This window comes from Streptococcus sp. ST14, assembly GCF_046098195.1.
Classification (GTDB): Bacteria; Bacillota; Bacilli; order Lactobacillales; family Streptococcaceae; genus Streptococcus.
Genome location: NZ_JBJUSF010000005.1, coordinates 1 through 22929, shown reverse-complemented (window position 1 = coordinate 22929; position 22929 = coordinate 1). Strand labels below are relative to the sequence as shown.

Below are 22929 nucleotides of genomic sequence, written 5' to 3'. Positions count from 1 at the left end.
GAAGTTTCTCTGAAAAAGTAGTGCTATCCTACTGTACTGGACCTTTTTAAACTTATCTATGGTATAATAGAAGGTAGATTTATCAATTGGAGAATGAAGGATTTTATGATTAAACTTGTAGCAACCGATATGGATGGTACCTTTCTAGATGGAGAGGGTCGGTTTGATATGAAACGCCTCAAAAACGTACTTGTTTCCTACAAGGAAAAGGGGATTTATTTTGCAGTGGCTTCAGGTCGCGGTATCTTGTCCCTGAAAAAGTTGTTTGCGGATGTGAGTGATGAAGTGATTTTTATAGCTGAAAATGGGAGCTATGTTGAGTTTCATGGTGAGGATATGTATGAGGCTACTATGTCTCGGGATTTTTACTTGAGTACTTTTGAAGCTTTAAAGAAATCACCCTATTTTGATGAAAGTAAAATGCTTTTGACTGGGAAAAAAGCTTGTTATGTTTTGGACACAGTGGATGAGACCTATCTCATGTTTAGCCGTCACTACAATGAAAATATTCAAAAAGTAGCGAGTTTGGAAGATATCACGGATGAGATTTTTAAATTCACTACTAACTTTACTGAAGAAACGATAGAAATTGGTGAGGCCTGGGTCAACGAAAATGTTCCTGGTGTGAAAGCCATGACAACTGGTTTTGAATCCATTGATATTGTCTTGGACTATGTTGATAAGGGTGTAGCTATTGTTGAGCTGGTAAAAAAACTTGGTCTGACAATGGATCAGGTTATGGCTTTTGGCGATAATCTCAATGACCTTCACATGATGCAGGTTGTTGGACACCCAATCGCTCCTGAAAATGCGCGACCAGAGATTTTAGAATTAGCAGAGACAGTGATTGGCCACCATAAGAACCAGTCAGTGATGGCTTATATGGAGGGTTTGTAATGGCAGATATTAAATTGATTGCATTGGACTTGGATGGCACCTTGCTGACAACGGATAAAAAGCTAACAGAACGTACCAAGGAAGTCCTCAAAGCTGCGCGTGATCGTGGCATTAAGGTCGTGCTGACAACAGGTCGTCCTTTGAAGGCTATGGATTTCTTTCTCCATGAGCTAGGGACTGATGGTCAGGAGGACGAGTACACCATCACCTTTAATGGTGGTCTGGTACAGAAAAATACAGGAGAGATTCTCGATAAAACCGTCTTTTCAATCGATGATGTGGCACGATTGTACGAGGAAACTGAAAAACTCGGACTTCCGTTAGATGCTATTTCAGAAGGAACAGTCTATCAAATCCAGTCTGACCAAGAAAGTCTCTATGCCAAGTTCAACCCAGCTTTGACTTTCGTAGCTGTCGCTTTTGAGGATCTATCTAGTCAGATGACGTATAATAAATGTGTGACTGCCTTTGCCCAAGAACCCTTGGATGCAGCGATTCAACAGATTTCTCCCGAATTGTTTGACCAATATGAGATCTTCAAATCGCGTGAACTCTTATTGGAATGGTCGCCAAAAAATGTCCACAAGGCAACAGGTTTAGAGAAATTAATTAAACACTTAGGAATCGACCAAAGTCAAGTCATGGCTTGTGGGGACGAGGCTAATGATCTTTCCATGATTGAGTGGGCAGGTCTGGGAGTTGCCATGCAAAATGCAGTTCCTGCGGTTAAGGAAGTTGCTAATGTCATTACCCCGATGACCAACGACGAGGAAGCCGTTGCATGGGCTATCGAAGAATACGTGCTAAAGGAGAACTAGAATATGGGATTATTTGACCGTTTATTCGGTAAAAAAGAAGAGCCGAAAATTGAAGATATTGTAAAAGAAGCACTGGAAAATCTTGATTTGTCAGAAGAGGTTGAAGAAAACCAAACGGCTGTCGAAGAAACTGCTCAGGAAGAGACAGCAAGAGACAAAGTGGAAGCAACTCTTGCTCAAGAAGAACTTCCTCAGGTCTTGACAGAAGGAGCGATTGAACCAGAAACAGTTGAGGAAACGGTTCAAGAAGAGGTTGATGAGACAGAGCAAGGCCAAGAGCCTGAAGAAGTTTTAGAAGAAGAGAGCCAAGAAACTGAGGAAGAACTAGCGTCAGAAGTAGTAGAAGAAGAACTTCCTCAGGTTGAAGAAACCGTGCAGGAAAAATATGACCGCAGTCTAAAGAAAACCCGTACGGGATTCGGAGCTCGTTTGAATGCTTTTTTTGCCAACTTCCGTTCTGTCGATGAAGAATTCTTCGAAGAATTGGAAGAACTGCTCATCTTGAGCGACGTTGGTGTGCAAGTCGCTTCAAACTTAACAGAAGAACTACGTTATGAAGCCAAACTCGAAAATGCTAAGAAGCCTGATGCGCTCCGTCGTGTCATTATCGAGAAATTGGTCGAGCTCTACGAAAAGGATGGCAACTACGATGAACAAATCCATTTCCAAGATGGCTTGACAGTCATGCTCTTTGTTGGAGTGAATGGTGTTGGGAAAACAACTTCTATTGGGAAATTAGCTCATCGCTACAAACAAGCTGGCAAGAAAGTCATGTTGGTTGCGGCAGATACCTTCCGTGCGGGAGCTGTGGCCCAGCTAGCTGAATGGGGCCGTCGTGTTGATGTTCCTGTTGTGACGGGCCCTGAAAAAGCTGATCCAGCAAGTGTGGTCTTTGATGGGATGGAACGTGCTGTAGCAGAAGGAATTGATATTCTCATGATTGATACAGCAGGTCGTCTGCAAAACAAGGATAACCTTATGGCCGAGTTGGAAAAGATTGGTCGTATTATCAAACGTGTCGTTCCAGAGGCACCTCATGAAACCTTCCTTGCCCTTGATGCTTCAACTGGACAGAATGCCTTGGTACAAGCTAAGGAATTTTCTAAGATAACTCCATTGACAGGAATTGTTTTGACAAAAATTGATGGAACTGCCCGAGGTGGTGTTGTTCTGGCTATCCGCGAAGAACTCAATATCCCTGTGAAATTAATTGGTTTCGGTGAAAAAATCGATGATATCGGAGAATTTAACTCAGAAAACTTTATGAAGGGTCTCTTAGAAGGCTTGATTTAATACAAAATAAATATCCTGCAAGATTGACTTGCAGGATATTTTTGCTATTCTAAACGGCCATCTTCACGATAGGCGATATCTGGTTGCCAGGTCCATTTAGCTCCATACTTCTCAAGTAAGTCAAAGCTAGCTTGTGGCCCCATGCTTCCAGCTTTATAATCGTAGAGTGGAGCTCCGTTTTCATCCCAGAGCTTTTCGATACGGTCAATCAATTTCCACGAAGCACTTACCTCATCCCAGTGGCTAAAATTGGTTGAGTTGTTGTTCAAAACATCGTAGATTAATTTCTCGTACGGATCTGGTGAGGCTCCAGTAGCAGTAGCATCTGTACGGTAATCCAGAGAGCTTGGTGCCAGATTAAATTCTTCACCGACTTGCTTCCCATTGAGGCTGAGAGAGAAGCCTTCTGTTGGTTGGATATAGATGGTCAAGATATTTGGTGCCAAAGGTTCTCCAAAGATAGAGTCCATTTGCTTAAAGACGATATTGACATGAGTCCCTTTTTCAGTCAGACGTTTCCCTGTTCGGAAGAAGAAAGGAACACCACGGAAACGATCGCTATCTACAAAGAAGGCGCCAGATGCAAAGGTTTCTGTTGTAGATTCAGGATCGACATTTGGCTCGCTTCGATAGGAAATGTATTTCATACCATCGATTTTACCAGAGCGGTACTGACCACGGATAAAGTGTTCTTTCAATTCTTCCTCAGTTGGATGATAGAGGTTTTTAAAGACCTTTATCTTTTCAGCACGAATCTCATCTTTTGTAAAGCTAGCTGGTTTGTCCATGGCTAGAAGAGAGAGGAGTTGGAGTGTATGGTTTTGCACCATATCACGAAGGGCACCAGATTGATCATAGTAGCCACCGCGTTCTTCAACACCCAAGCGTTCCGCAAAGGTAATTTGAATATTATCGATGTGTTCGCGGTTCCAAACATTCTCAAAGATCATGTTGGCAAAACGCACAGCAAAGATACTCTGAATCATCTCTTTACCTAGGTAATGGTCGATACGGTAGATTTGCTCCTCATCAAAGGCCGCAAGAAGATCTTCATTGAGTTTGCTAGCTGTTTCGTAGTCTGTACCAAATGGTTTCTCAACGATCAAGCGCTCAAAACCTTTGCCATCAACAATGTTTTCAGATTTGAGGTGCTTGGCAATGGTTCCAAAGAACTGAGGTGCCATAGACAAGAAGAAGAGCTTGTTGTGATCAGCTTGGTATTTTTCGTTAAGTTCAGCTTGTAATTGGCGCAAAGCAATATAATGTTCTGTATCATTCACATCATGGCTTTGATAGTAGAAGTGGCTAGCAAATTCCTGAGCTTGCTCGGTACTATCTGCCAAATCAAGGATAGACTCGACAACTACAGATTCAAAATATTCCTTACTCCAAGGTCTACGAGCTGTTCCGATAACAGCAAAATGCTCAGAGAGATTGCCTGATTTATAGAGTCTGAAAAGGGAAGGGTAGAGTTTGCGTTTAGCTAAATCTCCACTCGCACCGAAAATTGTAACAATAACCTTTGATGACATCTAGCTACCTAATTTCTATATTTTTTCCTAGTTGGACTAGGGATGAGATTTCCTCATTATCATAGTTTTTATTTTATCATAATTTTCAAAAAAAACAAAAAATCCAATACGCAATTAAAAAACTGTAAGGAGAACCTTACAGTTTTGTTTTATACATTTAGGACCTTATCCAAGAACTCTTTTAGACGAGGGTGTTGTGGGTTATCGAAGATTTGATCTGGAGTTCCATCTTCCAGGAACTCACCATCAGCCGTAAAGATAACACGGTTGGCTACCTGACGAGCAAATCCCATCTCGTGGGTTACGATAATCATGGTCATGCCTTGTTCCGCCAATTCCTTCATAACGTTTAGTACATCTCCAACCATTTCAGGGTCAAGAGCGGAAGTTGGCTCATCAAAGAGCATGATATCAGGATTCATGGCTAGTCCACGTGCGATAGCCACACGTTGTTTTTGACCACCTGAAAGACTATCTGGGTTGGCATTAGCTTTATCTGCTAGTCCTACCTTTTCAAGCAACTCCATCCCCAATTTTTCAGCTTCTTCTTTGGTCATCCGTTTGTGTTCAATAGGTGCAAAAGTGATATTTTCTAGGACGGACATGTGTGGGAAGAGGTTGAAGTGTTGGAAGACCATTCCTACATTTTCGCGAACATGGTCGATATTGGTTGATTTTTCAGTCAAATCATAACCATTCACTGTGATGTGGCCACTCGTTACCTCCTCGAGAAGGTTAAGGCTACGGAGGAAAGTGGATTTACCAGAACCAGAAGGACCGATGATGCAGACAACATCTCCTTCATAGAATTTAGTTGTAATTCCTTTTAAAACTTCGTTTTTTCCATAATACTTATGCAAATCATTTACATCAATTTTTAGTTTTGCCATTATCGAATCCTCTTTTCTAAGCGTTTCGCTAGTCTAGTCAAAAGCGTGATAATTACAAGATAGAAGATAGCAAGGATTGCATACATCTTGAAACTTTGGTAGTTACGGGCGATGATGATCTTACCAGTTTGGAAAAGTTCCACCAGACCGATAGCAGAAACGATGGTTGTATCTTTGAGAGCGATAACGAATTGGTTGACAAAGTTTGGCAACATCAATTTAGTCGCTTGTGGCAAGATAATCTTACGCATGGTTTTTCCATAAGAGATACCAAGACTGCGGCTGGCCTCCATTTGCCCAACTGGAACGGCTTGGATCCCACCACGAACAATTTCAGCGATATAAGCAGCTGCATTGAGTGAGAGGGCTATGGTACCAGCTACAAAGTCATTGATTGGACTTTGTTGGCCGGTAATCGACTCGATGAAGTTTGGAATACCCCAGAAGATAAAGGCTGCAAGAATCATCAATGGAATTCCTCGAATAACGTCAACGAAAATCTCAGAGATTAGACGAAGAGATTTGTATGGGCTAACACTAAACATACCGAAGATAATCCCGATGACAATGGCAATTGCAAATGAAATAAGCGCTAAGGCAAGAGTGATTCCAAGTCCACTAAGAAGTTGTTTGTAGTTGTTTTGAAGCAAGCCCCAGATAGTTGTTTCGTCAACCGTACTTGTAGAGTCAGTTGAAGTTTCGCTAGCTAGATACTTGTCAAGAATCTTTTGGAATTCACCGTTAGCTTTGAGGTTCGCAAGTCCGTTATTGAACATCTGGATCAATTCAGGGTTTGTTCCTTTTTTAACCGCAAAGGCAGTTTCACCGATTGGAGTTCCAGCGATTGGTGTTTTCAATTTTTGACCTTGGCTGATAGAATATTTGAGAACTGGCTCATCATCCATCACAGCATCAATAGCTCCAGTATTCAGACTGTCATACATTGATGCGCCATCAGCAAAGGTTTTAATCTTATAACCGTATTTGCTTTGATTTTCAGTAAGGAACGTTTGAGAAGCAGTTCCGTTTTTAACACCGACAGTTTTATCCTTGAGGTCTTCATAAGAAGCGATCGTGCTTGATTCTTTCACACCAAGAATCGTATTTGCTGTGTAGTATGATTCTGAGAAGTCGAAGGTTTCCTTACGGGCATCTGTTACAGACATACCAGCAATGATACCATCTGCTTGTCCTGCTTGAACAGCACTGATTGCTGCGTCAAATCCTGGGTTGGTAATTTCAATTTCAAAACCTTGGTCTTTGGCAATGGCCTTGATGAGGTCCATATCAATACCGGTGTATTGATTGCTTGAATTTTGAAAGACGAATGGGGCGAAAGATGAGTCGCTGGCAATAATGTACTTGCTTTTCACAGGAGTAGCTTTTTGTCCAGCAGCCGTAGTTGTCGTTGGGCTTGCCGTAGTTGTAGAAGCTGTCCATTTTTGGATGATTTGCTCCAAGCTACCATCTTTCTTCATTTGTGCTAGGGCTTCGTTAAACTCGGTAACCAAGTGTTCATACTTGCTCCCTTTCTTGACACCAAAGGCAAAGCTTCCAACAGCCTCACCATCCATATTGATGCTGAGATCTTGTCCTTGGTTAATCGCATACTCAATAACAGGTTTATCATCCATGATGGCATTTACAGCACCAGCACTTAGACTGTTATTCATCAAATCACCTGTATCAAAGGTTTTGATAGAGAAACCGTATTTATCTTTGATACTTTCGAGGAAACGTTGAGCGGCAGTTCCGTTCTTAACTCCAACTGTTTTGCCGCTAAGTTCCTCATATTTGGTGATTCTATTTGCCTTTGTCGTAGCAATGACAACTTTTGTATCATAATAAGTATCAGACATGGTAAAGACATTTTCACGTTCTTTTGTTTTTGTCATACCTGCCATAATAGCACCTGCTTGACCTGACTGCACTGCATTTACAGCTGCATCAAAACCAGGATAAGACATTTGGATATTCCATCCTTTGATTTCTGCGACTTTATTGATAATATCAACATCAACCCCTTTATAGGTTTGATCTGAATCTTTAAACTCAAAGGGTGCGTAAGCTGTATCAGACACAATCTTAACAGTATCAGCTTTTGCCATACCTAGTGAGAAAATGGGAAATAAAATGAGCAAACATGCTAGTATTTTTTTCTTCATTTTTAGTCTCCTTTTCCGAATATTTTCCCATTATATCAGAAAATGAATGAAAAGGCAAATTTTATGGATTTTATGTAAGAAAATGTGACATAGAATCCTTGCTCTCATCAACCTAGAGAAGAGTCTGAAAAGTAAATTTATGGTAAAATAGAAGGATAGAAAAATGCAGATGAGGCAATCATGATTAATAGAATTACAGATAATAAATTTAAACTAGTATCAAAATATGAACCTTCAGGAGATCAACCCCAAGCGATTGAGCAGTTGGTTGACAATATCGAGGGTGGAGAAAAGGCTCAGATTCTGATGGGGGCGACGGGTACAGGGAAGACCTATACCATGAGTCAGGTCATTTCCAAAGTCAATAAACCAACTTTGGTCATTGCCCATAACAAAACCCTAGCTGGTCAGCTCTATGGGGAGTTTAAGGAATTTTTCCCTGAAAATGCTGTTGAGTACTTCGTATCCTACTATGATTATTACCAACCCGAGGCCTATGTTCCTTCGAGTGATACCTATATTGAGAAGGATAGCTCAGTCAATGACGAGATTGACAAGCTCCGTCACTCAGCGACTTCAGCCCTTCTGGAGCGCAATGATGTCATCGTCGTGGCTTCTGTCTCTTGTATCTATGGTTTGGGTTCGCCAAAGGAATATGCTGATAGTGTCGTTAGTCTCCGTCCAGGTCTGGAGATTTCTCGTGACAAACTCTTGAATGACTTGGTGGATATTCAGTTTGAACGCAATGATATTGATTTCCAACGGGGAAGATTTCGCGTTCGAGGGGATGTGGTGGAGATTTTCCCAGCTTCCCGTGATGAACACGCTTTTCGAGTAGAGTTTTTCGGAGACGAAATCGACCGTATCCGTGAAGTTGAGGCTTTGACAGGTCAGGTATTGGGAGAAGTCGATCATTTGGCGATTTTCCCTGCCACTCACTTTGTGACCAATGACGACCACATGGAAGTTGCGATTGCCAAGATTCAGGCAGAATTAGAAGAGCAGTTAGCCATATTTGAGAAGGAAGGCAAACTGCTAGAAGCCCAGCGTTTGAAGCAGCGGACAGAGTATGATATTGAAATGTTGCGTGAGATGGGTTATACCAATGGGGTCGAAAACTATTCTCGTCACATGGATGGTCGTAGCGAAGGAGAGCCTCCTTATACGCTTCTTGATTTCTTCCCAGATGATTTCTTGATCATGATTGATGAAAGTCACATGACCATGGGGCAAATCAAAGGTATGTACAATGGAGACCGTTCGCGTAAGGAAATGCTGGTTAATTATGGTTTCCGTTTGCCGTCTGCCTTAGATAATCGTCCTCTCCGTCGGGAGGAGTTTGAAAGCCATGTACACCAGATTGTTTACGTTTCAGCGACACCAGGTGACTATGAAAATGAACAGACCGAGACAGTAATTGAGCAAATCATTCGTCCGACAGGACTTCTAGACCCAGAGGTGGAAGTCCGTCCGACTATGGGACAGATTGATGACCTCCTAGGTGAAATCAATGCCCGTGTTGAAAAGAATGAACGAACCTTTATCACCACTTTGACAAAGAAAATGGCTGAAGACTTAACCGACTACTTCAAAGAAATGGGCATCAAGGTCAAGTATATGCACTCGGATATCAAAACCTTGGAACGGACGGAGATTATCCGTGACCTACGCTTGGGTGTTTTTGATGTCTTGGTCGGAATCAACCTGCTCCGTGAAGGGATTGACGTTCCTGAAGTAAGTTTAGTAGCCATTCTCGATGCCGACAAGGAAGGATTCCTACGTAACGAACGTGGCCTCATCCAGACCATTGGACGTGCCGCCCGCAATAGTGAAGGGCATGTCATCATGTATGCAGACACGATGACCCAGTCTATGCAAAAAGCTATCGATGAAACAGCCCGTCGTCGGAAAATCCAGATGGCTTATAATGAAGAGCATGGTATTGTGCCACAAACTATTAAGAAAGAAATTCGTGATCTAATCGCCGTAACCAAGGCAGTTGCCAAGGAAGAGGACAAGGAAGTCGATATCAATAGCCTCAATAAACAAGAGCGCAAGGAACTCGTCAAGAAACTGGAAAAACAAATGCAAGAAGCCGTCGAAGTGCTTGATTTTGAACTCGCAGCACAGATACGTGATATGATGTTGGAAGTGAAGGCTTTGGGGTAGGTTTTAGAAGGGGATGAAATGGAAAAGTTAAATTATTTTACTGGTGAATTTAGTGAATCCGAATTAAAGAATCATTTTGATTCCTTAAATAAAGAAAAACTGAAATACGATCTTGATAATTTTATAAATCAATATCTAGATTTATCTGAAGAAGAACAATTAGAATTTTCTGAATGTGTTTTAGATATTTGTAATGAATTTGAAGAACAAATTGACAGTTCTTCAAAAGAACGCTTATTAGAGTTTTTCAATAAATTCTTTTTAAGTGAATTTTTACAAGTTTCAAGTTTTTCAATCAGATTATATTTAGATTTTTTATATTATTACATTTCTAAAGCTCATAATTATGAAGATTATTCAATATTCATTGATAATGATAGTTTATTTTTACACTTATGTCATCAAGTAATTACGGAGAATATTGAAGAAGATGACAGGATTTCTTACGTCATCTCTGGGATGTTATCAGTTTTTTGGCGTGTATTTAGATATATAAGATATGATAATACAAAAATAGGAAATTTAGAAAAGAAATTACAAGAATTTATTGATGTTGTATATAAAAAGTTTAATTTTGAATCATTTGAATTCATAAATTTTTGGTATTTTCAATTAGATGAGTTACTTTTAATTTTTAAAATTCAACATCTCAAAACTATTAATAACTATTATCTCAATAATCCTCAATCTCTTTTTGTTGGGCAATACTTGGATTTTGTGTTAAGACACTCTGAAGACGTAATTAAAAATTCGATTAATGTTGTTCGAAAGATAGCAGAAGAAAATGATTCGGATATCATCCGAAACCAAGCTATTAAGTTAATTGAGAAGTATGATAATGATTACCTTAATGAAACAAGTGATTTAGAATCTATTCCGTCATTAGACGCGACTCAACTTTTAGAACAAGCGGATAAAATTATCACCAATATTCGTTCTAAATTGACTGTTGATTCAAATGAGTTGAAAGAAATTGGTTCCTTTGGACATTATACTAAGATTGATACTTTAACAAACTTTCTCATAAAAGCAGACTGGAAGAATGACAATGATTCTAAAGTGAAATCTCCATATTTACGGCTTACTAATCTCAAGCAGCTAAATGACCCGATGGAAGGAAGAGTAATATATGATTATTTGGGTATAGATAATACTTTTTTCCAAAAATATCAAACTTCCAATGTTTTTATATCTTCTCTAACCACGGTATCTGATAGTTTACCTATGTGGAAGGAGTATGCAGATTCATCTCAAGGTGCCTTCCTTGAATATGATCTGTCTTATCTTGAAGATATAGTTGCTCATAAATCGATAGAGTTTGTTAAAGTTCATTATTTGGATTTAATATCAGTGAATAAAGATGAAACAGATGTTGGTAAATCTCTTGATAATTTAAAACAGATATTTGAAAAATTGCAAGAACTGGAAGCTGAAAAAGAATTAAACAGTTTTGCTGAGAAATTGAAGAAGATTTCTTATCTTTTTAAAGTAAAAGATTATGAATATGAGATGGAGTATCGTATTCTAATCAATTTAGATGATACAGCTATACAAAATATTATTAAAAGAGGTGTTAATGATTCATCAAATGAAAAGTACTTGAAGAAAGAAGAAATTGGGTTAGAAGTTTTTGATAAGGTTAACTATAAAGATTTTAGGAAGTATATCGTATTAAGCTCGAAAGATAATGGCAGATATGATTTATTTGTATACATCAATTTATTACCTTTGAAATACTCAAAAGTAATTCTAGGTCCAAAGGTTACAGATGCAGACTATATTGCTCCTTATCTCAAACTTGCTAATCCCAATATAGAGATAGAAAGTTCGAAAATTCCTTATCGTTAAGTTGAGGATGATATAAATCAGAAGGTGGTTTGAGAGAATTTAGTGAGATTAAATTGATAAGGCAAACTTAATTGGAAAATTTTAAATCTTAAAATTTAACTTTGAACCTATACCACTAATATGTTTTAAAGAATATTTTTAAATGGAAAGAAGTTATTATGAATTTGAAAGAGAAGAAGTATAAGAAGTCATCGAGCTTAGATTCTGTTCGTTTTTGGTTACAAGGGCATCGATTTATCAAATTTATGCTTGATATTACCTTTTATATCAGCTTGTTCCTAGTTATAGAATTTACAACATCACAGAACAAAAGCATTCCAGCTGATTTTCGGTACAGAGAGCTTTTATTTCCCTTGCAATTGAATCTTTTTATTTTGGGTAATAGGTTCTATGCTCTCTTTTTGTCAGTGAAAACTGAAAAAGAAAGGACCCTTAAAAGATTTTGTGAACCCTTTATTTATATCAATATCCTTAGCTTCATTTTTCAACTGATTGGCGTGAGAAAAAGAGGAAGAGTTGTTCTGTCACCTTTGTTTTCACTGGAGTCATCCTATATCTGGTTTCCTATTGTTGTCTACCTTCTAGTCTTGATGTTAACTCTGGCAATCTTCTTTCTCTCTAAAGGTTCAAAAAAAGGAGTAGATGAAAATGAAGATGAGTAGACAAATGAAGTACAAGACAAATGAAAAGCCTTCTTGGACTAAGATGATTTATCTTTGGATGGAAAGGCACCGAAGGATTGGTCAACTCCTGGATACGAGTGTGTTATTCGGATCTTTGTTTGTATCATTTCTTGCTGCCTCTTTCATTGGTTCTCCATTCCCAAACTTAAACTATCTTTCTCCCTTAAGCTTTAATCTTTTCCTTCTGCTCTTATCAACCTATTTCCTTGTCTTTCGTTTTAGTAGTGATAAACTTCAGAAATGGCGTTACTTTTCATGGGGATTTATTGGGTTCAATGGTCTTCTTTTTCCCTTTCATCTCTTGGTGGGTCTGAATTGGCTAGGACGTCGTAAGTCAACGAATTTCCCTCCTATAATTTCTATGGATCCAGCCTATGTCTGGGCTCCTATTGTAAGTTATGTCTTTTTCTTTTTCTTGGGGCTGGGCATTCTGCTTTTGATTATACAGATAGAAAAGAGAAGAAGGAGGCGTAAATGGAACGAAAGATTAAGAAACCAAAGAAGATCAAACAAAAGAACAGAAAAATGAGAAAAATCCATAAAAAGGATTCTTTGATAGCTCACGTCCAATTGTGGATGGGAAGGCATCCAAAGCTTGCTTCTTTTATGGATGGTGGCATAATATTATTTTCTATTTTTGGTATCATGTATGTGTTGTTTGGGACAACACTTATCCCGAAACCATATCAGGAAATGTCCTATGTCTTGCCAATTATTATGAATTTTGTCTTTTTGGTGTACACACTCTATCAAGGTATTTTTAGAGATGGTTTTAGTGAAAAGACTTCAGTACAAGAATTTTTAGAACCTTTTCTATACATAAATGGACCTATTTTTCTTCTCCACTTAATTGTTGGGGTGAAAGGGAGAAATGTTAAAAAAATTCCTTCCCTATTATCTGTTGATTATCGCTACATCTGGCTTCCAATTGCTACTTATCTAATCTTTTTCTTCATTCCAGCGATAGTGATAGTGATTTTGAAATATAAGGACAAAAAGAGGAAAAATCATGACAAAAGAAAATCGAATTAAGTTATTTTCATTTAAAAACCTCTATCTGGTCTTGCTGACCTTTGTGGTTCTTCATTTGGTGTTGCTGGTTTTTGGACTATCTTTTACGCCGATTTTGTGGAATAGTTGGTTTTTCATTCTTTGTTTGACCTTCCTAATCCATCCCTGGAGAATCTTTTATAGAATAAGAGATGCTAAATGGTACCACCTTATTTTTCAAATATTTAGTGGATTGGTGGCACTTTATCTTTGGTTTGGAGCATTTTTTGCTTTGTCAATTATCTCGGATCCAACCATTCCTATTAATATAGACTATCACATACAAGATAAAGAAATCATCATTGTTAGAGGTTTTTTGGCCCGTAGTACTTATGAACATCACGAGTTGATTAATCCATTCATCATGAAATCTGATATCAAGTTCGAAAAAGGCATATAACAACTTAGAAAGCGAGCAAATCTATGTCCCGTGCGCAAGCAACCATTTTAACCAACATCTGTCTAATCGAAGATCTAGAAAATAAGCGAGTAGTCATGCAATATCGCTCTCCTGAAAACAATCATTGGTCTGGCTATGCCTTTCCAGGAGGTCATGTTGAGAATGGCGAGGCCTTTGCCGAGTCTGTCATTCGTGAGATTTATGAAGAAACAGGTCTAACCATTCAGAATCCACAACTAGTCGGCATTAAAAATTGGCCCTTAGATACAGGAGGGCGCTACATCGTTTTTTGTTATAAGGCGACAGAGTTTACTGGAAGTCTCCAATCCTCAGAGGAAGGAGAAGTATCTTGGGTGCAAAAAGACCAGATTCCAAACTTGAATCTGGCCTATGATATGTTGCCTTTGATGGAAATGATGGAAGCACCTGACAAGTCTGAGTTCTTCTATCGCCACCGCACAGAGGACGGCTGGGAGAAAGAAATTTTCTAGTCTTTTACCAAATAACCTAACTGATCCAAGGCCTCCTCGATATAGTGGAGGTCTTGTTGTGTTTCTGCCTCAACAAGGTGGTAATGGATGCCGTCTGTCAATTCAGAAAGGGGTCTAAAGTCTGAATTCTCGACTTGTTCCAGAAAGTGCTGGACATCTCGGCGGCAAGTGAGTTTGAGTAGGGTTTCAATTTCGCCATAAACGGGATGATCGATTAAGATATTTTGAACGCGTCCGCCATTGTCTACAATAGCTAGTAGTTCCTGTCCGATTTCTTCCAGTTCATGTTTCACTTTAAAGAGTTTGTGGACGTAGGGGCTGGCATCATTTTCTTTGTAGATATAACCACGATTGGTGGATAGGATAGGAGCGCCATCTGCTCGAAGAATAGCGATGTCCTGTACAATGACTTGGCGCGTAACATGAAAGTGTTCAGCCAAGGTTTGACCATTGAGAGCTTTTGGTGCCTCTTTTAACAGTTTGAGAAGAGCTTGTTTGCGATCCTTTGTCATAGTTTTTCCTTTTAGCGACGTTTTCGAAGCACTTTATAGACAGCTAGTGCTAATGTATAGTCTACCATACTATGGACGATTGTGCCAAAACCAACTAGGACAAAGAGAACATAAAACATATTTTCAACATTTGTCCCTGAAGTAGCATAAAAGATGATACAAGCTATTACTTCAGCGATAGCATGAACAACACCCAAAACAAAGTTAAAAATCCAAGATGCCTTTGGTTTATCCAAGGTTTCAGGGAATTTTTTTAAGTACAAAGCCCCCAAAGTACCAAAAACGATGTGAGAGAAGGCACGAAGTACAATAACAGGCGGATAGCCAGCCATCAGGAAACCAAGACTAGAAGCAATAATCACAAAAGCAGCCATCAAAGGCGAAAGAAACATGGCGATAAAGATGGGGATATGACTTCCCAAGGTGTAAGAAGCCGGTGGGATAACGATTTTAAAAGGCATAATGATTGGAATCAAAATCGCTATTGCAGTGAGTAGGGCAGTCATAGTCATAAACTGCGTTTTTTTCCGTATATCCATAAGAACCTCCATTTATCTGTATATACACAAGTATAGTACAATAAATCACCAATCAAGTCAAGAAGCATTATTGATTTTTCAGGAAAATTTGGTTAAAATGTGGTAAAGAATAATAGGAACTGAGGAGAAATTGTGATGATACTTTTTGTTTACCTAATCGTGGTAATCGTGATGATGTCAAAACAGAAAAGTGAAGGGAAAGTAGTCTCAGGTTGGACTCGTTTCCTAGTTTATAGTTTATTGGTCCTTTCGCTACTCTCTCTATTAGCAAGTAGCCTGGCTGTTTCACTTTTTAGCCTTCCTTTATTAGGTTTTCTTTTGATGGCAGCAATACTCAAAATTGCTTATTTCGTCAGATTGGTGATTGCATTTGGTTTGATTTTTCTATCTCTAACCCTATACTTGGATAGCCAAAAAAGTCAGCAACATACACCTCTTTCGTATCAGCTCCTGCGCTTTGGCTTTCACATTCTATTGATATTTCTTATGTTTTAAATGCTAAACTCCACCTTCAGGACGAAAGTGGAGTTGATTTTTTAATTCTTCAAAGTTTCGAGACGGGGAACAATTGCTACTGTGAGAACGGCAGAGATGACAAGCTCGGCAATTGAGTTTGTAGAAATAACGGTTGCTAGGAGTTTTTGGATATTGCCGTCGAAGACATTACCAAAAAGGAAGAAAATTCCCCCAAGGACAAAGACGGTGTTGGTGAGGGAACCGAGAGCACCAGCAAAGATGAGACCCGTTCTGTTTTTTAATAATTTATAAACCAAGTAAGGTGTCAGCCCAATCAAAACGCGAGGGACAATAGCGATAATCGCAGAATAGATATTTCCGTTCGGTACGAATGGTGAGAAGAGGTAGCTGGTTGGAAGGATGGTAATCGTATTTACCGTTAAGCTCAATAGTCCCATAAGAAAACCAAGTGTAACCCCAACCCGAGGACCATAGATGATACTAGCAATAATGACTGGAATATGAACGATAGTTGGTTTAATTGGGAATGGGAAAAGGTTAAATAGGAGAGAACTCAAAAAGTGGATAACGAGCATAACTGCAAAAAAGATAGCAATCGGTGCAATGTTAGAGCGTTTGTTCATTGAGGGTTTCCTTTATTCTTTCTAAAATAGTATTCAGGTCAGCTAGGGCGCCTTTGCCGTGATCGCCACAGGCTAGTAGAGATTCTTTTGGAGAGATAATCTGATAACCATAGGTCTCTAATATTTTTAGATTAGCCTGAGTTGCCGGATGGTCATACATCTTTGTATTCATGGCTGGTGCGACTAACTTTTTGACGTGGTTTGGTAGGGCAAGTGCTGTACTTGTCACCATGTTATCAGCAAATCCATGGGCTAACTTTGCGATGGTATTAGCAGTAGCAGGAGCTACAATAAAAAGGTCAGTCCTTTTGCCTAGTTCGATATGATTGACTTGATCAGGAGTGGGTTCCTGCATGACATCAAGGTGGACAGGATTTTGAGAGAGGACCTGTAGTGTCAACGGTTGGATAAACTCTCTCGCTGCCTCAGTCATTAAGACAGTGACCTGATGGCCTTGTTTTTTCAAGGAACTGACTAGATCAGCTGCTTTATAGGAGGCAATGGAACCTGTCACTGCGATGAGAATATTTGCCATGGCTTTCCTTTCTATGAATCGTATGCTTGAATTTTTTCAAGAAGGAGGTTTGCAATTTCCTCTTTGGTTTGAACGGTTTGGAGTTGTTCTCTCTCAACAAAGATTGCATAATGCTGATTTGCTGAAATTTGAGTCAGGTCATTTGCAATGATTAAGTCTGCTTGGTTCTTGACAAGACTTTTTCGTGCGATCTGAATGAGATAATCCTCAGAGACATCAACCAGCAATTTAAACCCAATCAGATGAATGGCAGGATTCCATTCTTTGACCAGAGAGATGATTTTGGGTGTTTTTTTCAGGAATAAGACCTGAACTTCATCAGTTGAAGAAATCTTAGCTTGATGATTCTGCTTGTTTAAAAATTCTTCTAAATTAGAGCTAGCCTGAACTTCCTCAAGTCCCGTCATATAAACAGGAGTGTAGTCAGACACAGCCATTGAGTGGATTAAGACCTGATATTCCTTGACAAGTTCTTGCATCACAACTAGAAGGTCGTTGGTATTATCAATTTCTCGAATGCTTAAGTTGGGATGAGCTTCTGGCTTCAAAGCTCGTTTTGTCGTTATCAAACAAACTTCATGCCCCGCAGCAAGCAAGGTTTCTGTGATGATTTTTCCCAAGCGACCAGTTGAATGGTTAGTAATAGAGCGGACACTATCAATAGCTTCACTGGTACCGCCCGATGTGACTAAAATTTTCATAGGACTATTGTACACAAAAATAAACAGTAAGTAAAATGAAAGCGATAAAATTTTGCTAAAACAAAGCTACACTATAGTTTATAACTATAAAGCCATATAAAATTTTTAAAAGAGCCCTAAAAATCTTGAAATTCAGGATATTTACGAACGTTTAGAGAGTTTATGGATGTTAAAAATCTTGTTTTGTGTTATAATGAATTATCATATTAGAGGCTAGAGGAGTTTTGAATGAAAACAGATATTGAAATCGCACAGAGTATTGAGTTGAAACCAATCGTTGATGTTGTAGAGAAACTGGGTATTTCTTACGATGATTTGGAATTGTATGGAAAGTACAAGGCTAAGCTCAGCTTTGATAAAATTCGTGCAGTTGAGAGCAATCCAGTTGGGAAATTGATCTTGGTTACTGCCATCAACCCAACACCTGCAGGTGAAGGGAAATCAACCATTACCATTGGTCTTGCGGATGCCTTGAACAAGATTGGTAAGAAAACCATGATTGCTATCCGCGAACCGTCTCTTGGCCCAGTAATGGGGATTAAGGGTGGTGCAGCCGGTGGTGGTTATGCCCAAGTGTTGCCAATGGAAGACATCAACCTTCACTTTACGGGGGATATGCATGCCATTACAACTGCCAACAATGCTCTTTCTGCCTTGATTGACAATCACCTGCACCAAGGAAATGAGCTGGGAATCGATCAACGTCGTATTCTTTGGAAACGTGTTGTGGACTTGAATGACCGTGCCCTTCGTCATGTGACCGTTGGACTTGGTGGTCCTCTAAATGGTATTCCACGCGAGGATGGTTTCGATATTACCGTTGCTTCAGAAATCATGGCCATTCTTTGCTTGGCGACCGATATTGAAGATTTGAAACGTCGCTTGGCTAACATCGTTATTGGCTATCGTTACGATCGTACGCCAGTTACTGTTGGTGATTTGCAGGTTGAGGGAGCTTTAGCATTGATTTTGAAAGATGCTATTAAGCCAAACTTGGTTCAGACAATTTATGGTACACCTGCCTTTGTACACGGTGGTCCATTTGCCAATATTGCTCATGGCTGTAACTCTGTTTTAGCAACGACCACAGCCCTTCACTTAGCGGACTACACAGTTACTGAAGCTGGTTTTGGTGCAGACCTTGGTGCTGAGAAATTCCTTGATATCAAGACACCAAACTTGCCAACTTCTCCAGATGCAGTTGTCATCGTTGCAACCCTTCGTGCCCTCAAGATGAATGGTGGAGTTGCAAAAGATGCTTTAACAGAGGAAAATGTAGAAGCAGTTCGTGCAGGTTTCGCTAATTTAAAACGCCACGTTGAGAACATCCGTAAGTTTGGTATTCCAGCAGTTGTTGCGATTAATGAATTTGTCACGGATACAGAGGCTGAAATCGCAGCTTTTAAGGAACTTTGTGCCTCAATCGATGTGCCAGTTGAACTAGCAAGTGTCTGGGCTGATGGCGCAGAAGGAGGAGTGGCGCTTGCTGAAACGGTTGTTCAGACTATTGCTGAAAATCCATCCAACTATACTCGCCTATATGACAACGACCTTTCTGTCCAAGAAAAGATTGAAAAGATTGTCACTGAAATCTACCGTGGTAGCAAAGTGAACTTTGAGAAGAAAGCTCAAACGCAAATTGCCCAAATCGCTCAAAATGGTTGGGACAAATTGCCAATCTGTATGGCTAAAACTCAATATAGTTTCTCTGATAATCCAAATGCACTTGGAGCACCAGAAAACTTTGAAATTACCATTCGTGAATTGGTACCAAAATTGGGTGCTGGCTTCATCGTTGCTCTTACTGGTGATGTCATGACCATGCCAGGACTTCCAAAACGACCAGCAGCTCTCAACATGGATGTTGAAAGTGACGGAACCGTTCTAGGATTGTTCTAGTAAATTGCAATTGATTTAAATGAGTTTGGAAAAGCTATCCAAACTCATTTTCTTGTCTAGATATGAGGAGTTGTCTTCAGCTGATAATAGAGTTACTTTCTAGACGCAACCAGTCTATGTAAAGATATTTTCCCTGATTTCTGATATAATAGAAACATTGACTTCAAGAGTAAGGAAGAGAAAATGAACGCATTATTGAATGGAATGAATGACCGTCAAGCCGAGGCGGTGCAAACGACAGAAGGGCCCTTGTTAATCATGGCGGGGGCTGGTTCTGGAAAGACTCGTGTTTTAACTCACAGAATCGCTTACTTGATTGATGAAAAGATGGTCAATCCTTGGAATATCTTGGCCATTACCTTTACCAATAAGGCTGCTCGTGAGATGAAGGAGCGTGCCTATGGGCTCAATCCAGCTACTCAGGACTGTCTGATTGCGACCTTTCACTCCATGTGTGTTCGTATCCTACGTCGCGATGCGGATCATATTGGCTACAATCGTAATTTCACCATTGTAGATCCTGGTGAACAGCGAACCCTCATGAAACGAATCCTCAAGCAGTTAAACTTGGATCCTAAAAAGTGGAATGAACGGACCATTTTGGGAACCATTTCCAATGCTAAGAATGACCTGATTGATGATGCCGCATATGCTGCTCAAGCTGGTGATATGTATACGCAAATCGTGGCTCAGTGTTACACAGCCTATCAAAAAGAGCTTCGTCAATCTGAGTCGGTTGACTTTGATGATTTGATTATGCTGACCCTGCGTCTCTTTGATCAGAATCCTGATGTTCTGACCTACTATCAGCAGAAGTTCCAGTACATTCACGTTGATGAGTACCAAGATACCAACCATGCACAGTACCAACTGGTCAAACTTTTGGCTTCACGCTTTAAAAATATCTGCGTGGTCGGTGATGCAGACCAATCTATCTACGGTTGGCGTGGGGCTGATATGCAGAATATCTTGGATTTTGAGAAAGACTACCCTAACGCCAAGGTTGTTTTGTTAGAAGAAAATTATCGTTCAACAAAAACCATTCTCCAAGCCGCCAATGACGTCATCAAAAACAATAAAAATCGTCGTCCTAAGAATCTCTGGACTCAGAATGCGGATGGAGAGCAGATTATTTACTATCGCGCAAATGACGAACAGGATGAGGCTGTTTTTGTAGCCAAAACCATCGACGAACTTGGTCGTAGTCAAAACTTCCTTCATAAGGATTTTGCAGTTCTTTATCGGACTAATGCTCAATCCCGTACTATTGAGGAGGCCCTCCTCAAGTCCAATATCCCTTATACTATGGTTGGTGGGACCAAGTTCTACAGCCGTAAGGAAATTCGTGACATTATCGCCTACCTCAATCTCATTGCTAATTTAAGTGACAATATCAGTTTTGAGCGCATTATTAACGAACCGAAACGTGGAATCGGTCCAGGAACGGTTGAGAAAATCCGGGATTTTGCCAATATGCAAGAGATGTCTATGCTGGATGCTTCAGCCAATATTATGTTGTCTGGCATCAAAGGTAAGGCAGCCCAGTCTATCTGGGATTTTGCCAATATGATTCTGGATTTGCGGGAGCAACTGGATCAATTAACTATCACCGAGCTGGTGGAGGCTGTTCTAGAAAAAACAGGTTATGTCGATATTCTTAATGCTCAGGCAACCTTGGAGAGCAAGGTGCGGGTTGAAAATATAGAAGAGTTCCTATCTGTTACCAAGAATTTTGACGACAATCCTGATAGTCAAGAAGAGGAAACAGGTTTAGATAAACTCAGTCGTTTCTTGAATGACCTTGCCCTGATTGCGGATACGGACTCTGGTAGTCAGGAAACATCGGAAGTGACCTTGATGACCTTGCACGCAGCTAAGGGACTTGAGTTCCCAGTTGTCTTTATCATTGGGATGGAGGAAAATGTCTTTCCACTTAGCCGTGCAGCTGAGGATCCTGATGAACTGGAAGAAGAACGCCGTTTGGCCTATGTCGGTATTACACGCGCAGAAAAGATCCTTTATCTGACCAATGCTAACTCTCGCTTGCTTTTTGGGCGTACCAACTACAATCGTCCAACTCGTTTTATCAATGAAATTAGTTCGGACTTGATTGAATATCAAGGCTTGGCTCGTCCGGCGAATACTAGCTTTAAGGCATCTTATAGCAGTGGTGGAGTGGCCTTTGGTCAAGGTATGAGCCTAGCTCAGGCCCTTCAAGAACGGAAACGGAATGCTGCACCAAGCTCTATCCAGTCAAGTGGTCTTCCGTTTGGACAGTTAGCAGCCGGAAATAAAAAAGATTCAAGCGATACCAACTGGTCTATTGGGGATATTGCTCTCCACAAGAAGTGGGGAGAGGGAACTGTTCTGGAAGTCTCTGGTAGCGGTGATACTCAGGAGTTGAAAATCAATTTCCCAGAAGTGGGGCTGAAAAAACTCTTAGCCAGTGTAGCTCCAATTGAGAAAAAAATCTAATTTTCCATCCTTCTCACGAATAATAAAGTGAGGAGGATTTTTATGTACAGCATTTCATTCCAAGAAGATTCACTTTTGCCTAGAGAAAGACTGGTTAAAGAAGGAGTAGAGGCTCTAAGCAATCAAGAGTTGTTAGCTATTTTGCTCAGAACAGGAACGCGTCAGGCTAATGTCTTTGAAATTGCCCAGAGAGTCTTGAATAGTCTTAACAGTCTAACTGATCTGAAAAATATGACCCTGCAGGAATTGCAGAGTCTGTCTGGTATTGGACGGATTAAAGCCATTGAACTACAAGCAGTGATTGAACTGGGACACCGCATTCACAAACATGAAACCCTTGAGATGGAAAGTATTCTCAGTAGTCAAAAGCTAGCCAAGAAAATGCAACAGGAACTTGGCGACAAAAAACAAGAGCACCTAGTGGCGCTCTATCTCAATACTCAAAATCAAATCATCCATCAGCAAACTATTTTTATCGGATCTGCGACACGCAGCATTGCTGAACCGAGGGAAATCCTTCACTATGCCCTCAAGCATATGGCTACCTCAGTGATTCTCGTTCACAATCATCCATCCGGTGCTGTATCTCCTAGTCGAAACGACAACCATGTCACTAAACTAGTCAAGGAAGCCTGCGAACTGATGGGAATTGTGTTTCTGGATCATCTGATTGTCTCTCACTCGGATTACTTTAGTTACCGTGAAAAGACGGATTTGATTTAAGATTACACATGATCTTACTCAATCACTTTTAAAACATAGGAATCTACTTCTGCCATATTGATAACAGGAAGAGGTTTTATCGTGGGTACAAGTAAATTTTCTTGAACGATAAAGTTGACAATCGAATTGAAAAGTCAAGTCCAGACTCCTGTGTAAAATGCTATACAATGTTTTTACCATTTCTACTTATCAAAATTGATGTATTTTCT

The 22929-nt window shown here is 39.9% G+C and carries 22 protein-coding genes; 14 read left to right on the top strand and 8 right to left on the bottom strand.

Going from position 1 to position 22929, the window contains the following annotated elements; all coding sequences use genetic code 11:
• The first annotated feature begins 105 nt into the window (after positions 1–105).
• From ACIY19_RS02625 to ftsY, 3 genes are read left to right on the top strand one after another with little or no spacing between them, the layout of a single operon-like run.
• Positions 106–897, top strand: coding sequence for a Cof-type HAD-IIB family hydrolase (locus ACIY19_RS02625; protein WP_409002620.1), 792 nt, complete (start codon positions 106–108; stop codon positions 895–897).
• Positions 897–1715: a Cof-type HAD-IIB family hydrolase gene (locus tag ACIY19_RS02620; protein ID WP_409002619.1), complete on the top strand. Its 819-nt coding sequence runs from the start codon at positions 897–899 to the stop codon at positions 1713–1715. The genes ACIY19_RS02625 and ACIY19_RS02620 overlap by 1 nt, the downstream gene beginning before the upstream one ends.
• A gap of 3 nt (positions 1716–1718) precedes the next feature.
• Entirely contained in the window at positions 1719–3008 is a 1290-nt protein-coding gene (gene ftsY / locus ACIY19_RS02615) for a signal recognition particle-docking protein FtsY (RefSeq protein WP_409002618.1), read from the top strand.
• 44 nt (positions 3009–3052) lie between these two features.
• Here the strand turns inward: ftsY and zwf are convergent, their stop codons facing one another.
• From zwf to ACIY19_RS02600, 3 genes are all read right to left on the bottom strand, one after another.
• Positions 3053–4540, bottom strand: coding sequence for a glucose-6-phosphate dehydrogenase (gene zwf, locus ACIY19_RS02610; RefSeq protein ID WP_044020675.1), 1488 nt, complete (start codon positions 4538–4540; stop codon positions 3053–3055).
• 149 nt (positions 4541–4689) lie between these two features.
• Positions 4690–5430 carry an amino acid ABC transporter ATP-binding protein gene (locus tag ACIY19_RS02605; RefSeq protein WP_409002617.1) on the bottom strand — a complete coding sequence of 247 codons (741 nt, stop codon included), beginning with the start codon at positions 5428–5430 and terminating at the stop codon, positions 4690–4692.
• Positions 5430–7595 carry an ABC transporter substrate-binding protein/permease gene (locus tag ACIY19_RS02600; protein ID WP_409002616.1) on the bottom strand — a complete coding sequence of 722 codons (2166 nt, stop codon included), beginning with the start codon at positions 7593–7595 and terminating at the stop codon, positions 5430–5432. Before ACIY19_RS02600 ends, ACIY19_RS02605 begins: the two co-directional genes overlap by 1 nt.
• 180 nt (positions 7596–7775) lie before the next feature.
• On the opposite strand from ACIY19_RS02600, the gene uvrB reads away from it, so the two are divergent.
• The 7 genes from uvrB to ACIY19_RS02565 all read left to right on the top strand — a co-directional run bounded on the left by uvrB (position 7776) and on the right by ACIY19_RS02565 (position 14236).
• Positions 7776–9764 carry an excinuclease ABC subunit UvrB gene (gene uvrB, locus ACIY19_RS02595; RefSeq protein ID WP_409002615.1) on the top strand — a complete coding sequence of 663 codons (1989 nt, stop codon included), beginning with the start codon at positions 7776–7778 and terminating at the stop codon, positions 9762–9764.
• Between the two features lie 18 nt (positions 9765–9782).
• Positions 9783–11612: a DUF2971 domain-containing protein gene (locus tag ACIY19_RS02590; RefSeq protein ID WP_000413446.1), complete on the top strand. Its 1830-nt coding sequence runs from the start codon at positions 9783–9785 to the stop codon at positions 11610–11612.
• A 158-nt stretch (positions 11613–11770) separates the two neighbouring features.
• Positions 11771–12274, top strand: coding sequence for a hypothetical protein (locus ACIY19_RS02585; RefSeq protein ID WP_409002614.1), 504 nt, complete (start codon positions 11771–11773; stop codon positions 12272–12274).
• A 4-nt stretch (positions 12275–12278) separates the two neighbouring features.
• Positions 12279–12824, top strand: a complete 546-nt coding sequence (locus ACIY19_RS02580) for a cytochrome C oxidase subunit I (RefSeq protein WP_409002613.1) — start codon at positions 12279–12281, stop codon at positions 12822–12824.
• A complete protein-coding gene (locus ACIY19_RS02575) occupies positions 12770–13327 on the top strand; it encodes a hypothetical protein (RefSeq protein ID WP_409002612.1) in 558 nt (185 codons plus the stop codon). Before ACIY19_RS02580 ends, ACIY19_RS02575 begins: the two co-directional genes overlap by 55 nt.
• Positions 13305–13745 carry a hypothetical protein gene (locus ACIY19_RS02570; RefSeq protein WP_409002611.1) on the top strand — a complete coding sequence of 147 codons (441 nt, stop codon included), beginning with the start codon at positions 13305–13307 and terminating at the stop codon, positions 13743–13745. The genes ACIY19_RS02575 and ACIY19_RS02570 overlap by 23 nt, the downstream gene beginning before the upstream one ends.
• Positions 13746–13768: 23 nt before the next feature.
• Entirely contained in the window at positions 13769–14236 is a 468-nt protein-coding gene (locus ACIY19_RS02565) for an 8-oxo-dGTP diphosphatase (RefSeq protein ID WP_409002610.1), read from the top strand.
• On the opposite strand, the gene ACIY19_RS02560 is transcribed toward ACIY19_RS02565, so the two are convergent.
• Positions 14233–14748 (bottom strand): transcription repressor NadR, encoded by a 516-nt coding sequence (locus tag ACIY19_RS02560; RefSeq protein WP_000159158.1) that lies wholly within the window; start codon positions 14746–14748, stop codon positions 14233–14235. The two genes, ACIY19_RS02565 and ACIY19_RS02560, sit on opposite strands and share 4 nt — an antisense overlap.
• Before the next feature lie 11 nt (positions 14749–14759).
• On the bottom strand, positions 14760–15287 hold the full coding sequence (locus tag ACIY19_RS02555; protein ID WP_000354644.1) for an ECF transporter S component: 528 nt from the start codon (positions 15285–15287) through the stop codon (positions 14760–14762).
• 135 nt (positions 15288–15422) lie between these two features.
• Here ACIY19_RS02555 and ACIY19_RS02550 point away from each other — a divergent pair, with 135 nt between their 5' ends.
• The gene (locus ACIY19_RS02550) at positions 15423–15782 is read left to right on the top strand and encodes a hypothetical protein (protein ID WP_409002609.1); all 360 of its coding nucleotides are present in this window, start codon (positions 15423–15425) and stop codon (positions 15780–15782) included.
• A 41-nt stretch (positions 15783–15823) separates the two neighbouring features.
• Here the strand turns inward: ACIY19_RS02550 and ACIY19_RS02545 are convergent, their stop codons facing one another.
• Genes ACIY19_RS02545 through coaB form a run of 3 tightly spaced genes read right to left on the bottom strand, consistent with a single transcriptional unit; the run spans position 15824 to position 17623 of the window.
• Complete coding sequence (locus ACIY19_RS02545; RefSeq protein WP_409002608.1) at positions 15824–16387, bottom strand: ECF transporter S component; 564 nt, start codon at positions 16385–16387, stop codon at positions 15824–15826.
• The gene (gene coaC, locus ACIY19_RS02540) at positions 16371–16922 is read right to left on the bottom strand and encodes a phosphopantothenoylcysteine decarboxylase (protein WP_409002607.1); all 552 of its coding nucleotides are present in this window, start codon (positions 16920–16922) and stop codon (positions 16371–16373) included. The genes ACIY19_RS02545 and coaC overlap by 17 nt, the downstream gene beginning before the upstream one ends.
• Before the next feature lie 11 nt (positions 16923–16933).
• Entirely contained in the window at positions 16934–17623 is a 690-nt protein-coding gene (gene coaB, locus ACIY19_RS02535) for a phosphopantothenate--cysteine ligase (RefSeq protein WP_409002606.1), read from the bottom strand.
• 228 nt (positions 17624–17851) lie between these two features.
• Between coaB and ACIY19_RS02530 the strand changes: the two genes are divergently transcribed.
• The 3 genes from ACIY19_RS02530 to radC all read left to right on the top strand — a co-directional run bounded on the left by ACIY19_RS02530 (position 17852) and on the right by radC (position 22720).
• Positions 17852–19522: a formate--tetrahydrofolate ligase gene (locus tag ACIY19_RS02530; protein ID WP_409002605.1), complete on the top strand. Its 1671-nt coding sequence runs from the start codon at positions 17852–17854 to the stop codon at positions 19520–19522.
• Between the two features lie 183 nt (positions 19523–19705).
• Complete coding sequence (gene pcrA / locus ACIY19_RS02525) at positions 19706–21997, top strand: DNA helicase PcrA (protein WP_409002604.1); 2292 nt, start codon at positions 19706–19708, stop codon at positions 21995–21997.
• A 42-nt stretch (positions 21998–22039) separates the two neighbouring features.
• Positions 22040–22720 carry a RadC family protein gene (gene radC / locus ACIY19_RS02520; protein WP_000286945.1) on the top strand — a complete coding sequence of 227 codons (681 nt, stop codon included), beginning with the start codon at positions 22040–22042 and terminating at the stop codon, positions 22718–22720.
• Positions 22721–22929: the final 209 nt, after the last annotated feature.

Coding starts and splice junctions, on each gene's coding strand:
- ACIY19_RS02625 (WP_409002620.1), top strand. CDS start 106: ATGATTAAACTTGTAGCAACCGATATGGATGGTACCTTTCTAGATGGA.
- ACIY19_RS02620 (WP_409002619.1), top strand. CDS start 897: ATGGCAGATATTAAATTGATTGCATTGGACTTGGATGGCACCTTGCTG.
- ftsY (WP_409002618.1), top strand. CDS start 1,719: ATGGGATTATTTGACCGTTTATTCGGTAAAAAAGAAGAGCCGAAAATT.
- zwf (WP_044020675.1), bottom strand. CDS start 4,540: ATGTCATCAAAGGTTATTGTTACAATTTTCGGTGCGAGTGGAGATTTA.
- ACIY19_RS02605 (WP_409002617.1), bottom strand. CDS start 5,430: ATGGCAAAACTAAAAATTGATGTAAATGATTTGCATAAGTATTATGGA.
- ACIY19_RS02600 (WP_409002616.1), bottom strand. CDS start 7,595: ATGAAGAAAAAAATACTAGCATGTTTGCTCATTTTATTTCCCATTTTC.
- uvrB (WP_409002615.1), top strand. CDS start 7,776: ATGATTAATAGAATTACAGATAATAAATTTAAACTAGTATCAAAATAT.
- ACIY19_RS02590 (WP_000413446.1), top strand. CDS start 9,783: ATGGAAAAGTTAAATTATTTTACTGGTGAATTTAGTGAATCCGAATTA.
- ACIY19_RS02585 (WP_409002614.1), top strand. CDS start 11,771: ATGAATTTGAAAGAGAAGAAGTATAAGAAGTCATCGAGCTTAGATTCT.
- ACIY19_RS02580 (WP_409002613.1), top strand. CDS start 12,279: ATGAAGTACAAGACAAATGAAAAGCCTTCTTGGACTAAGATGATTTAT.
- ACIY19_RS02575 (WP_409002612.1), top strand. CDS start 12,770: ATGGAACGAAAGATTAAGAAACCAAAGAAGATCAAACAAAAGAACAGA.
- ACIY19_RS02570 (WP_409002611.1), top strand. CDS start 13,305: ATGACAAAAGAAAATCGAATTAAGTTATTTTCATTTAAAAACCTCTAT.
- ACIY19_RS02565 (WP_409002610.1), top strand. CDS start 13,769: ATGTCCCGTGCGCAAGCAACCATTTTAACCAACATCTGTCTAATCGAA.
- ACIY19_RS02560 (WP_000159158.1), bottom strand. CDS start 14,748: ATGACAAAGGATCGCAAACAAGCTCTTCTCAAACTGTTAAAAGAGGCA.
- ACIY19_RS02555 (WP_000354644.1), bottom strand. CDS start 15,287: ATGGATATACGGAAAAAAACGCAGTTTATGACTATGACTGCCCTACTC.
- ACIY19_RS02550 (WP_409002609.1), top strand. CDS start 15,423: ATGATACTTTTTGTTTACCTAATCGTGGTAATCGTGATGATGTCAAAA.
- ACIY19_RS02545 (WP_409002608.1), bottom strand. CDS start 16,387: ATGAACAAACGCTCTAACATTGCACCGATTGCTATCTTTTTTGCAGTT.
- coaC (WP_409002607.1), bottom strand. CDS start 16,922: ATGGCAAATATTCTCATCGCAGTGACAGGTTCCATTGCCTCCTATAAA.
- coaB (WP_409002606.1), bottom strand. CDS start 17,623: ATGAAAATTTTAGTCACATCGGGCGGTACCAGTGAAGCTATTGATAGT.
- ACIY19_RS02530 (WP_409002605.1), top strand. CDS start 17,852: ATGAAAACAGATATTGAAATCGCACAGAGTATTGAGTTGAAACCAATC.
- pcrA (WP_409002604.1), top strand. CDS start 19,706: ATGAACGCATTATTGAATGGAATGAATGACCGTCAAGCCGAGGCGGTG.
- radC (WP_000286945.1), top strand. CDS start 22,040: ATGTACAGCATTTCATTCCAAGAAGATTCACTTTTGCCTAGAGAAAGA.